Origin of the sequence: Bowmanella denitrificans, assembly GCF_039522935.1 — a bacterium.
Lineage (GTDB): Bacteria > Pseudomonadota > Gammaproteobacteria > Enterobacterales > Alteromonadaceae > Bowmanella > Bowmanella denitrificans.
The window spans coordinates 127,568-140,293 of sequence record NZ_BAAAEI010000021.1; the positions used below are offsets into that span (position 1 = coordinate 127,568).

The following is a 12,726-nucleotide window of genomic DNA, read 5'->3' on the forward strand; positions in this document are numbered from 1 at the left end:
CCACCTTAGACCTCCTGTGATCTCAGCGCCTCTGAAGTTAATAGTATTTTTATCCCAAAATACTGATAAGAGTATCTATCACATACTGTTGATTATCGACACTTAACCCGGGATATAGAGGCAGTGTCAACGCGTTTTGATAATAAGCCTCAGCGTAAGGAAAATCCCCAGGCCTAAATCCGAGTTTGCGATAGTACGGCTGTAAATGAATGGGAATATAGTGAACATTCACACCAATTCCGGCCTTTTGCAGCCGAGCGAATATCTCAGACCTATCATGTTGCCGAAGTTCGACTGTAAACAAATGCCAGGCACTGTCTGAGCTTGTTAATGGCAATACTAAGGGTAATCCGGCCAGTTTCTCGCGATAAATTTGCACCAATTCACGGCGCTTTGCGATAAAGCTGTCTAATCTGCGAAGCTGTGAAACTCCTAGCGCTGCATGCAGGTCACTAAGTCTGTAATTGTAACCCAGCGCAATCTGCTGATAATACCAGGGGCCTTCACTCTCAACGTCCATCAAATCAGCCGCTCGGGTAATTCCATGGCTGGCAAACAGCCGCAATTTTTCTGCCAAGGTGGCACTATTGGTCAGCACTGCGCCGCCTTCAGCAGTGGTAATGGATTTCACCGGATGAAAACTCAGTATGCAGACATCAGAAAACTGGCAACCACCTACAGGTTTGTCCAAATAGCGTCCCCCCAAGGCATGGCTGGCATCTTCGATTAACGCAATACCTAATGGCGCTGTCAGCGCATGAATGGCACGCATATCACAACTCATACCGGCAAAATGCACCATTATAATGGCCTTTGGCAATCGATTGGCTTGTTTGGCCTTTTCAAGCTTTTGTGCCAAAGCCTCAACGGATAAGTTGCGTGTAATGGGATCAATATCCACAAAATCGATTTGTGCACCGCAATACCGGGCACAATTGGCTGAGGCGACAAAGGAATTGGGTGACGTCCAGACTAGATCCCCCTCTGCCACATTCAGCGCCAAGCATGCAATATGCAAAGCGGAAGTGCCACTGTTAACGGCAGTGGCATGCGCTGCACCGCAATAATTTTTCAGGGCAGATTCAAAGACAGGTACCTGCTGACCTTGAGTTAAAAGCTGGTTCTGCAAAACATCAATAACAGCTGCCAGATCTTCCTGGTCAATCTGGTGTTTACCGTAAGGAATCATAGTGCTGACTCGTTCAGCTCGCGGAGCTCTTTTACCGTTAGAAAATGCGGATTGGTACCAGAGTGATACTCAAACCTTTCCGCTACTTCCCAGCCTGTTTCCCCTAACTTATTCTTGTGATAATTGATGTTCCTCTCAAAAAAGGTGATAGGCGGACGAATCACAAAGTGATCATCAAACTCCAAACTATGATGGGCCACTTCTTCAGGCACCATCACCTCATGAATTTTTTCCCCCGGACGAATACCTACCACTTCGTAGTCCCGCTTGCCGCTGATGGCTTCAACCAGATCCAGAATTCTGACCGAAGGTATTTTAGGCACAAATATTTCGCCGCCCTGCATACGTTGAAAGTTCTTAATAACAAACTCAACACCATTATCCAGAGTTATCCAAAAACGAGTCATGTCTTCGTGAGTAACAGGCAACTTATGCTTACCTTGGGCCAGGCATTCTTTAAAAAATGGTACTACCGAGCCCCGCGATCCAACGACATTGCCGTAACGCACAACAGCAAAGCGTGTACCTTTGGCACCTGAGATATTATTAGCCGCGACAAACAATTTATCCGATGCCAGTTTAGTCGCACCATACAAATTCACCGGGTTTGCCGCCTTATCAGTAGACAGTGCGATGACTTTAGCCACATCAGATTCAATGGCGGCTTCAATCACATTTTGCGCGCCCATAATGTTAGTTTTAATACATTCCATGGGGTTATATTCGGCCGCTGGCACCTGTTTTAGCGCTGCAGCATGAATCACAAAATCGACATCTCGCATTGCTGTTCTGAGTCGATGCTTATCACGTACATCTCCCAAAAAATAGCGCATACAGGGATGATAAAACTTCTGTTGCATTTCGAACTGTTTGAGTTCGTCTCGGGAATAAACAATCAGTCGCTTAGGCTCATAAAGTTTGACAATATTCGCGATGAATTTTCGACCAAAAGATCCTGTACCACCTGTAATCAATATATTCTTATTATTGAACATAAAGACGGTCTTCCTTATTTAAGAAGGGGAATGAAACCAGAGTTTGCTGCTTTAATGCTACATAACTCTCTTCGCTTTCTTCTCTAAGTAACAACATGCTAGGTGACAAAGCCCGGCCAATATAGTCTCCTCGATTTCCAGAAGCGGCTTGCATCATCACACGTTCAGGATCATTTAGACTAAAACATATAGAGTCTTGGAAGTCATAAAGATAGAACGTATCTTTTGGAATACTTACAAAATGAGAGTTAGCTACTTTAACATTGTTAACAACCGCCTTGGGGATGATTAATCTGAAGTCATCAAATGAATTTAAGTAGCTACAAAAAATAGTAAATCTGAATACTTCATTACCTTGTATTAAACCATCTGGATGGTCAATACAACCAGGGAGGTAGATTAGAGATACATTATTTGGAATTTCGCAAACATCTAACGCTGGCTTCATTTCGTTAACAAATACAACATAATGAAATTTTTTATCCCAACTAAAAACCTCACTGTACTCGATATGTCTATCTAAAGAAGGGTTAGAATATACGACCACCAGTTCGCTTGAGTTTCCATTTAATAAAGAAAACGCTCTATCGCACTCAAAAAAATCAATATCAAGACCAAGCCGCCTTGATTCGTTCAATTTTTTTGCAACGCAAACAAAACGTTCGGAATTACTTACAACAGTTAATTTCAATCCAATACTTGTAAGTCTAACGTTTAAATCATATCGATGGTAAGCGAAACTTGCAGACACATCAAGTAGCATAGACTTCAGTTCTAAACGCTCACAAATGTTGACTAGTGCACTATTCCACCAACGCCTGGCCATATTAAAATCGTCAAGACAACGACGTTCGTCACACGCCGAGTGAAGAATTTTAATCAACACTGAGTTCACATAATTCATGGTTCCATACAAGAAATAAAAGAGTAGCGATCGACCGTGCTGATAAGATATAAACAATAATCTTTTTTGATGTTCTATTAATTCTTCAGCCTGCTCCATTTCTTGTACTTCAGTATCTGATAGTTTGGAAAATACCGCCAACTCATCAAGAAGAGCCTGATGAGAAAACTTAGTCTCATATTCATATTTAAATAAATGACTCTTCAAACTTAAAAATGAATCACTTTTAATAGAAAGAATGCAGTTTTGTTTATCTAGAGGCTCAGAAGAAACTAAAACATCCTCAATCCGCAAGGGAATAGCCCCATTAATTTTGGCACCATCCGAACAGTTGTAACACTCTATTTTTTCAGCAGCCAAAGACTGCTCCAATAACATTCTAGAAACTTTGAATTCGTACTTAGTAAATACACTTCTTCTAAAGTTACCGGGTACAACTATAGCAACATTACTTTTTTCCGAATAGTTGTAAATCTCCTCGCCATTTTCTTTATAATAACCAGACTGCATGGAATGATGATGATTTTTATCAGAAAACCCCAAATCCACGCCAAATAGATATACCTGCTTCATTCCTATATTGACAAAGAAATTTAATGCAAAATTAGTAACCGTTGGAAATGCAAACTTTAGAACCTGATAGTTTTCTTCGCGCAAGACTTGTAGCGTAGATACTGAGGATGACTCTCCTTCTTTGAAAGCCAAAAAGACATCTTTGTACAAATCACATGTATCAGGATGAACACCATTACAAGAAATTAAAGTGATTTTTTTAAGATACTCAAAATCACCAATACGACAGGCCCAATCAAAAGTAGAGCGATTCTGTTCAATTTCAGCATGAAAATCAGGAACGATACCATTACGGTGCAGTACCTGTAAGGATGTGCCACAGGATACTATAATCGCTTTGTCCTGGTGTTCTTTTATAGTTTCAATTGAGAAATCCAAAGACGGACCATTGCCCACCAAAAAAACAGGCACAGTTTGATGTACGATCTGCTGAGCAAAGCCAGACTTTTTCTTTAAGAATGGATATTCACGTTTTAATGCTTCTCTAGTATGCGCAATGCCATAATAAGCATGATCAAAGTATTCACCCATTGAAATTACAACTTTCAACTGTTCTCGAAGCTGCGCAATGGCTTGATTTAATATTCCATTATAGTAACTTTGATAAAAATAAGTACTATTCAGAATATAAGGACCAATAACATAAAACTGACGTAATAAGTCCTTAAACAAATTACTTCCATCATCTCCAATGTTGATATATAGCCGCCCTCTTGACTTATCTATTTTATTTAGAATTCCAGCCCAATCAATCGCAAACAAAGACGCATAGAAAAAATCTCGATTAGGCTCGCATATAAATAAATTATTTACATTGTGTTCATTCATTAAGGCTTGTAACTGATAACCACAGCCTAAACCAAACAAAATAACAGATTTAATTGTCTCAGGTAGGCTTCCTTGTTCTTCATCTAGCTTCTTGAGAATCTCTTCCGTTTTAGCAACAAATTTGTAGTGAAGATAATGCTTTAGTTTCGTACCACTGTACCCCAAAACCAAACCATCTTTGTGCGGGAATTCAGCAAAGCCTGCAAAGTTAGCCAGTCCTTCGTCTAATGGTTGGTCTCCATACCAACATACCAAGCGTTGCTTTTGCACCAAATTTATCTGACCATCCACAGAACTGACCGGCAACCAAATCTTAGGACAATAATCACTAAATTCTTTATAGATATCCGGGAAATATTTACTAAATGCAGCAAGATTACTTTTATACAATGAATCATCTGGACTGACGTCCTGCCAATCTTGCAACGTCAAGGTCGGCGTCCAAGGAGGGCAATATTCATCCACATTTTCCACAAGTTGGAAATTCATCCCTCGCTCACTTAACTCCAACCATGATTTTTTTTGAAGTTGATTTACGATGGAATTAAATACAGGATGATTGTAATGCTGATAAAAATAAGCTCCCGGCACCTGAACATGCTGTTTTAACTCAGCAAAGTCCTCCAACAAGTCCCGACCATCTTTACCAATCTGAAAATAAATTGCTGTATTTTTTTGCTTTGCCAGTTCTAATATTGTTTTCCAATGGGTGACCATCACAGAGCATCTGAAGTACTGAACATCAGGCTCGTAAATGATTATATGCTTGATTTTGAAATGTTCCACCAGATAACGAATGTGGACACCCAGGCCTAAGCCAAATACAACAACCAGTTCTGGTACTGAAGGTAGAGGTGTACGATTCAGATATGCCTGATAGGCTGGCAGACTTTCTAAAGTAACAGACTCTGACAGCGGAGGTGTCGATTTATGCTCTTCTTCTCGATCGGCAGAAAAATCAAAATATGATGCTTTTTGGCAGAAAGCCTGAACATGCTGCAAACACTCCTGCTCGGGATCAAAACCATACAGGGTGCGCCCCACTCCGTAATCAACAATATTGTATCGACCATATTTATTGCAAAAGATAGAAATGTTCTGACTTTGCTGATGGAAATAACCGGTCAGGGAAGGGATGTAGCGCTGAAAACTGTTAAAGTTTTCCTGACTGGTTTTAGCGATATGGGCTGCAAGCTGCTGTTCAAGTTCAGCCTGGCGTTCTTCATCTTTTTCTACATGTAAGCGAATATTTTTCAGCATCTTACTTTCTGTACTTCTTTATGGCTTTACGGCTTCTGAGCAAACTGGTTAGATCGGCTTTTACGGCATCCCTGAATTCAGCAAGCTTTTCACCAAGAAGCTTATTACATGCCAACTCTGCCTGAGCAAATGCCGATTTCTTGTCACCTTCAAGGTTAGCCACATGCGCAAGCACCATATGGTCGCGCTCAACGATCAGTTGCTGAATAGCCTCAATATTAGGTTCTGATTGGCAAAGAAGCCCATTAAGGGCTTCATTGAGTCTGTCTAAGTCGGGAAAGGTAAAGGGGTGATGAAGATTTACACTGTTCACACGGCCGCTTGCTGTTTTTGCCGCCTTGCCTCATAAGCCTCTTGTTTGGCTTGTTCGGGAATCTCAGCCCAGGCGGTCTTTATGGGTAACATCAGACTAATCACTTCGTCCATAATCTTCAAGCTATTCTGTACGTTAGCATCGATTAAGCGCTGCAACATATAGTCATACAAGGCATAGAGGTTATCTGATACTTCACTTTGCAAAGACATATCCAGCGTGTCTCGCAGATTCATTACTATGGCTGATGCCCTGGATAAATGCTCTGCCTTAGCTTCATATTCCTTCCGTTCCATACTGCCTTTGGCAAACGCCATTCTGTCTAATGCGCCTTGCATTAACATCAGTGTAAGTTTATGCGGGTCGGCACTGGCAATATCCTGTTTAATATTGCCCTTTTTGTAGGCATTAATACCTTTTAGTGACATTTATACAGCTCCTTTAAAATCCGGCTGAGGCCAAAGATGCCATCAAAGCGCTGCCGGTTCGATTTAACTGACTGACGGTCTGGTCCAATGCCAGATATTTCTTGCGTAGAATATCTTCATAATTCAGCATCTGTAATTCTAGGCGCTCCCGGTCATCGGCCAGTAAGTCTTTTTCATTCTTATAGGAGTCTTCACGGCTTCTTAGCAGGCCACCAAAGGTGGTGTACTCATACACAAAATCGTAGGCTTTTGTGGCAATACCAAACTCATCGTCGGTAAACAGCTTGGCAATTTCGTCAAAGTTATCTTCAAAGGCTTCTTTGAGCTTATCTTCACCGCTACCAAAGCCGTACTCGTCGAAGTCTGAAATTTGCAGCTTGCCATCTTCATCAAAAGAAACGCCGAGCTGGAACAAACTACCAAGTTTAGAATTAGGCACCGCACTGGAAACAATGCTGGCCAGGCCACTCTGGATACCTCTGGCCATAAAATCACCGGCCAAGGCCCCGTCTTCTTCCAATTCAGACTGACCATAGCGGGTCAATGTAGTGATTTCAGAAATCAGGGTGTTGTAGTCATCCACAAAGTCGCGGATTTTTTTCTCAACGCCATCTTTGTCGTATCCTATCTCAAGCGTTGACGCTACAAAGTTATCAAGCGCATCTTTGCTGGATACTTCTTTAGCCTCGAAAGCAACGTTCTCAATTACGTTTTCAAAACGATTAGTGGCACTTTCCACCAAAATACCGTCAATGGTAGCTTTAGCATTAGTGGCATTTTTTGCATAGCCCAGGTAAGTCTGGGTTTCGGTCGAATCAGTGGTAGACACCCTCTCTAAATCAGCAATATCGTTCTTATTAATGATTTTAAGGTCATTACCGGTGCCGGTAACATCAGAGCTAAATACCAGTTTAGCGCCCCCACCTGCAGTACCCGTGCTGATCACACTGGCGGTGACACCAAAATTACTCGCAGAGCTATTCACCTTATTGCGTAGTTGCTGAACCGTCATACCGGCCGTGACGTCAACGTCAAAACTTTTACTGCCGACTTGAAAAGTCAGGGTACCGGCAGAGGCACTGACCACATCAGAACTACTGTTAAATCCTCCATCTGCAGCATTGGCCGTTTCAACCCGGCTGCCACTGGCAAGCTCTGTTATAGTAATCTGGTAAGAGCCGGTTGCCGCACTATTAGATGCCTCAGCGGTAAAGGGGCCAGTAGCATCCTCGCCACTGACACCAGGATGAGTCGTTACTGCGGAGCGTTTAGACAGGGCCGTATCCCGGCGTAGTGCATCAACAGATTCCTTAAAGGCATCCATTTTGGATTTCAGCGAGCCGATACCTGAGATAACAGCATCCAGTGATTCTTCCCGCTTATCCAGACGATCGAACTTGGGCTTGCGCTCAGCTTCCAACAACTGCTTTACCAAGTCATCCAGGGCCAAGCCTGAACCAACTCCTAAAGACTGAATAGCCATGCTCTACCTCATAAAGTTATACTGACTTATTAAACAGTACTCCTACTGCTGCGCCAACTTCAGACTGAAGTTCCTTTATGCGCTCAGCCAGCTTTAACACTTCTTCCGATGGGATTTGTCTTATCACATCACCGGATTGTGCATCTGTTACTTTGATAACAGAACGGTTGCTGCCCTCGTCGAAGGCAAAATTCAGGTTGCGATTCTGTGCCTGCACAAAGTCACGCACATCCTGCACAGCCGTTTCGATACTCTCTTTATCGGCGGCCGTTTCCTCGACTTTAACTTCTTCAGGCAATTTACCTGCCAATTCTGATTTAGGTGCTTCCTTCTCAGAAACAACAGGTACATTGGTACGCTCAGCCACAGCATCAAGCGCTGCACCTGATAGTCCCGGGGGCAACTGTGAAAAATTAACGTCCATTTTTCACCTCCACTCTAATAGAGTAAAGAAAGTGGCCGATATACTTCAAAGTATAACGGCCATTTCAGGTTAACCCAACAAAGACAAGGCTGACTGAGGGCGCTGGTTGGCCTGGCTCAGTACAGACAATGACGCCTGCTGCACTATCTGGTTGCGTGTCAGTTCAGCCGTTTCGGTAGCAAAGTCGGTATCGCGGATCCGCGAACGGGCACCGGAGATATTCTCGACGATATTACTAAGGTTACGGATAGTGGACTGAAAACGGTTTTGCAATGCACCCAAATCGGCACGGGCCGCACCAATCGTGGAGATGGCATTGTCGATAGTTGTCAGTGCAGCTGAAGCGTCATTCGCGGTCGCAACAGTAAGACTACCCAAACTAAGACCAGATGCACCGTAACCACCGTCGGGAGCGGTGGTAGACAGGTTTACCGAGATAGTTTGACCGCCGTTAGCGCCCACTAAGAAGGCAGCAGAGTAATTGCCTTTTAACAGGTCGACACCAGCAAACTGGGTATTCTGGCCAATCCGGCTGATTTCCTGTTTAAGCGCAGACACTTCTTTCTGCAACGCCGTACGGTCAGAAGACGAGTTAATACCATTTTGTGATTGCACGGCCAGTTGGCGGATACGTTGCAGCGAAGATGTAATCTCCTGCAATGCACCTTCAGCGGTTTGCGTCAAAGAAATGGCATCGTTAGCGTTACGCACTGCCTGGTTCAAGCCCTGGATTTGCGACGTCATACGGTCAGAAATTTGCAGACCAGCAGCATCATCAGCGGCACGGTTAATACGAAAACCTGATGACAGTCTTTCAAACGACGTTGACAAAGCATTGCCTGAGTTGAACAACTGGCGCTGAGCATTGATGGACGATACGTTAGTATTTACATACAAAGTCATGGAAGTTACCTCCTGAAAGCCAACAAAGGTACCCTCATACCTTTACTGACTTGCCTCAAATCAACTCATTGCTGAGTTGCCTCACACTTGAAGATTGACACCAAGCCAAAATTCAAAACTTAAAATACCCCTCGACTTTAGGTATCGGCACACCATTGAGAGTCTTTAGGAAAAATTTGATATTTTTTTAAAATAAATTTAAGCAACTGTTTTGTATTGACTTTTCCACACTGCGGAAGCTGTATTTAGGGAGTTCCAACCGTTTGCCACTTTGACGATTTGACGATTTGACAGTCTTGAGATAAAACGTGCAGCAATGAATCTATGCGTACTTGCCTAGCACTGGGTCTAAACTCTGCAACTAAGAATCAGATAGTAGATCTTGGAGAAAATTATTGGCACGCACTGTGCTTATAAAATGAGTACATTGTTGGAAATGGTGAATTTGACATCGGCAGATTAAAAAAGCCGGGTCAGATGACCCGGCCAACTTGCTCAAGTTAGGAGAACGAGCAAATAAGGTTTCGGTCCGACTGCGGGTTAGAGAATGCAAACTGGCCTCTCAACCACTACTACACTCTCAGTCCGTCAGTCGGCGTTTTTTTCCTTGTCCCAGCCTCAATCCTGAGGCTGGGAACCAGCATTGCTTTGATGCTGCTGGTGTCCAGATTGGTGAGACAAGGTATTCCCCTTTCTCACCAGGGGCGGCCTCTCATTTCCTACCCTCTCGAATTACAAACAGTTCACCTTAAAATTGGTAGACCTTGGCACGTTTCGTTTCTGACCAAATCCCCCAACAAGGAAAACCTCTGTGCTCTCTGTGTCTCTGTGGTGAATTTCCTTTTTCTACACTGGGCAATAATGCACACCACCACTACAAGTCCAAACTGTTAAAACTAACCACCCAGCAGTGACAAAGCCGACTGAGGCCGCTGATTCGCCTGTCCCAACACCGTCACACTAGCCTGCTGAATAATCTGCCAGCGGGTCAATTCTGCCGTTTCGACGGCAAAATCTGTATCCTTGATGCGCGATCTTGCCGCTGACACGTTTTCCGAAATATTACTCAGGTTGCGTATGGTGGACTGAAAGCGGTTTTGAATCGCACCTAGGTCCGCTCTGGCCCCACCAATGATAGAGATTGCTGTGTCTATCATCGCCATGGATCTTGATGCACCTTCGGCGGTAGCCACCGACAAGTTCACGCCGTTAAACAATCCCGACGCCCCAAATCCGCCCTGGCGGGAAATATTCACACTGATTGACTGGCCAGCGTTAGCGCCCACCAGGAATACCGCAGAATACGTACCATCCAGGATATTCACCCCACCAAACTGGGACGTTGACGCTATCCGACTGATTTCCTGCTTAAGAGCAGACACCTCCTTTTGAAGCGCCAGTCGGTCAGCCGAACTGTTGATACCGTTTTGCGATTGCACCGCCAGTACGCGGATACGCTGCAAAGCGCCGGTAATTTCCTGCATCGCCCCTTCCGCAGTCTGCGCCAGGGAAATCCCGTCATTGGCATTTCGCACCGCCATATTCAGGCCCTGGATCTGGGCGGTCATACGGTCAGAGATTTGCAGACCGGCTGCGTCGTCTTTTGCACCATTGATACGAAAGCCGGAAGACAATCGCTCAAAGGCAGTACTCAAATTGGAATTTGAGGTAAAAAGTTGTCTGGTCGCATTCAGTGACGAGACATTAGTACTAACGTATAGGCTCATGATTTCTCTCCTAACAAGTTAGCGTCTTATTGCTTTTGTTGTATTGACGCCTTTTTTGGCAATTAATAGTTGGCACGCTATGTGCTTTTCTCTATCCGTCAGTCAGTTTTCTGACTGGCTTTGCCGGTACTTGAGCCTGCAAATGCAAGAAAGTGAGCGAATGCTCTGGCCGACACGACAGGTTTGATGGCCAAACCTCAAACCTCTCACTACCTCCTGGCGTCACGCCTGTCAGTCGGCCTTTTTAAATAAAAGAGCCGTCCCTTGCTAAAAGTGCATCCTGCTATCGATCAAGTTTTGGTAAAGATTTTCTGTCTTCAGGTCGGATGCGGCTTGCCCCCACAAACTTTGCATACCGACCTTTCTTTTCCCTTATTTCTCATTTAGTTAAATGTTGAAATTAACATTTATGAGAGTCAGGGATGGTGAATAGAGACCAAACCTACATATTCACCATTCTGTCTTCAGGATGACGCCGCTTGCCCCCGCAATGACGTTACCTTGTTCATCTTTATTATCCTTGTAACAGTGACAATGCTGACTGCGGGCGCTGATTGGCCTGGCCAAGCACAGTCACACTGGCTTGCTGGATAATCTGCCAGCGGGTCAATTCTGCCGTCTCAACGGCAAAGTCTGTATCCTTGATGCGTGATCTTGCCGCCGCAACGTTTTCTGAGATGTTGCTCAGGTTACGTATGGTGGACTGAAAGCGGTTTTGAATCGCACCCAGGTCGGCCCTGGCCCCACCGATAATAGATATTGCTGTATCCACCAGGCCCATAGTAGCTGATGCCTGCGCAGCCGTGGCGACCGATACATTAATACCGTTAAACAGGCCTGAGGCACCAAAGCCACCCGGACGGGAAATATTCACGCTGATAGACTGACCCGCATTGGCTCCCACCAGGAACACCGCAGAATAGGCGCCATCCAGAATATTCACCCCACCAAACTGAGACGTGGAAGCGATACGGCTGATCTCCAATTTCAGAGCTGAGACTTCTTTTTGCAGGGCCAGACGGTCAGCCGAGCTGTTAATACCGTTTTGTGATTGCACCGCAAGCACGCGAATTCGCTGCAGAGCATTGGTGATCTCCTGCATCGCCCCTTCTGCGGTTTGTGCCAGGGAAATGCCGTCGTTGGCGTTACGCACGGCCATATTAAGGCCCTGAATCTGCGCCGTCATACGGTCAGAAATCTGCAGGCCGGCAGCGTCATCTTTGGCGCCGTTGATACGGAAGCCAGATGATAAACGCTCAAAGGCAGTGCTGAGATTAGCATTGGATGTAAACAATTGTCTGGTCGCATTAAGCGACGACACATTGGTGCTGACGTATAAGCTCATGATTTTCTCCTAACTTGATCGATACTAAGCGCCAGACTTATTGTTTTTATTAGTAATCTTGGCGTTGGCGAAACCTTTATTATGTTTTTTGACGGTTTCGTCCTGACTCCTGGCTGTTATTCTTATTTTCACCAAGTGTCTTGCCCTATGTATCGTTCAGATCAGGAAAAAGCTTTAGCACTTTTTTTAGCAACGCAAAAAGCCAAGCTAAATCAAAGATTTGCTCGGTACTCATTGGCCTGTATTGAGGGAAAAATGGTCGGAGGAATTCCTCCGACCAATCGCTCTTACGTTAGGAGAGAATGAGCGAACCTCTCACCTGCATGACACCTCTCACTCTACCTCCTGGCGTCA

At 44.4% G+C, this 12,726-nt stretch carries 10 protein-coding genes; all 10 read right to left on the reverse strand.

Annotated elements, in window-relative coordinates; genetic code table 11:
* Positions 1-49 precede the first annotated feature (49 nt).
* A complete protein-coding gene (gene pseC, locus ABD028_RS17245; protein WP_343846540.1) occupies positions 50-1,189 on the reverse strand; it encodes a UDP-4-amino-4,6-dideoxy-N-acetyl-beta-L-altrosamine transaminase in 1,140 nt (379 codons plus the stop codon).
* Positions 1,186-2,184, reverse strand: a complete 999-nt coding sequence (gene pseB, locus ABD028_RS17250; protein WP_343846542.1) for a UDP-N-acetylglucosamine 4,6-dehydratase (inverting) — start codon at positions 2,182-2,184, stop codon at positions 1,186-1,188. Before pseB ends, pseC begins: the two co-directional genes overlap by 4 nt.
* On the reverse strand, positions 2,174-5,749 hold the full coding sequence (locus tag ABD028_RS17255; RefSeq protein WP_343846544.1) for a motility associated factor glycosyltransferase family protein: 3,576 nt from the start codon (positions 5,747-5,749) through the stop codon (positions 2,174-2,176). The genes pseB and ABD028_RS17255 overlap by 11 nt, the downstream gene beginning before the upstream one ends.
* A 1-nt stretch (position 5,750) precedes the next feature.
* Positions 5,751-6,062, reverse strand: coding sequence for a hypothetical protein (locus ABD028_RS17260; protein ID WP_343846546.1), 312 nt, complete (start codon positions 6,060-6,062; stop codon positions 5,751-5,753).
* Positions 6,059-6,490 (reverse strand): flagellar export chaperone FliS, encoded by a 432-nt coding sequence (fliS, locus tag ABD028_RS17265; protein ID WP_343846547.1) that lies wholly within the window; start codon positions 6,488-6,490, stop codon positions 6,059-6,061. Before fliS ends, ABD028_RS17260 begins: the two co-directional genes overlap by 4 nt.
* Before the next feature lie 13 nt (positions 6,491-6,503).
* Positions 6,504-7,973, reverse strand: a complete 1,470-nt coding sequence (gene fliD, locus ABD028_RS17270; RefSeq protein WP_343846549.1) for a flagellar filament capping protein FliD — start codon at positions 7,971-7,973, stop codon at positions 6,504-6,506.
* 16 nt (positions 7,974-7,989) lie between these two features.
* Positions 7,990-8,397: a flagellar protein FlaG gene (locus ABD028_RS17275; RefSeq protein ID WP_343846551.1), complete on the reverse strand. Its 408-nt coding sequence runs from the start codon at positions 8,395-8,397 to the stop codon at positions 7,990-7,992.
* Between the two features lie 69 nt (positions 8,398-8,466).
* Positions 8,467-9,300: a flagellin N-terminal helical domain-containing protein gene (locus tag ABD028_RS17280; protein WP_343846553.1), complete on the reverse strand. Its 834-nt coding sequence runs from the start codon at positions 9,298-9,300 to the stop codon at positions 8,467-8,469.
* Positions 9,301-10,196: 896 nt separating this feature from the next.
* The gene (locus tag ABD028_RS17285) at positions 10,197-11,027 is read right to left on the reverse strand and encodes a flagellin N-terminal helical domain-containing protein (protein WP_102795744.1); all 831 of its coding nucleotides are present in this window, start codon (positions 11,025-11,027) and stop codon (positions 10,197-10,199) included.
* A 514-nt stretch (positions 11,028-11,541) separates the two neighbouring features.
* Positions 11,542-12,372 carry a flagellin N-terminal helical domain-containing protein gene (locus ABD028_RS17290; protein ID WP_343846556.1) on the reverse strand — a complete coding sequence of 277 codons (831 nt, stop codon included), beginning with the start codon at positions 12,370-12,372 and terminating at the stop codon, positions 11,542-11,544.
* Positions 12,373-12,726: the final 354 nt, after the last annotated feature.

Coding starts and splice junctions, on each gene's coding strand:
- pseC (WP_343846540.1), bottom strand. CDS start 1,189: ATGATTCCTTACGGTAAACACCAGATTGACCAGGAAGATCTGGCAGCT.
- pseB (WP_343846542.1), bottom strand. CDS start 2,184: ATGTTCAATAATAAGAATATATTGATTACAGGTGGTACAGGATCTTTT.
- ABD028_RS17255 (WP_343846544.1), bottom strand. CDS start 5,749: ATGCTGAAAAATATTCGCTTACATGTAGAAAAAGATGAAGAACGCCAG.
- fliS (WP_343846547.1), bottom strand. CDS start 6,490: ATGTCACTAAAAGGTATTAATGCCTACAAAAAGGGCAATATTAAACAG.
- fliD (WP_343846549.1), bottom strand. CDS start 7,973: ATGGCTATTCAGTCTTTAGGAGTTGGTTCAGGCTTGGCCCTGGATGAC.
- ABD028_RS17275 (WP_343846551.1), bottom strand. CDS start 8,397: ATGGACGTTAATTTTTCACAGTTGCCCCCGGGACTATCAGGTGCAGCG.
- ABD028_RS17280 (WP_343846553.1), bottom strand. CDS start 9,300: ATGACTTTGTATGTAAATACTAACGTATCGTCCATCAATGCTCAGCGC.
- ABD028_RS17285 (WP_102795744.1), bottom strand. CDS start 11,027: ATGAGCCTATACGTTAGTACTAATGTCTCGTCACTGAATGCGACCAGA.
- ABD028_RS17290 (WP_343846556.1), bottom strand. CDS start 12,372: ATGAGCTTATACGTCAGCACCAATGTGTCGTCGCTTAATGCGACCAGA.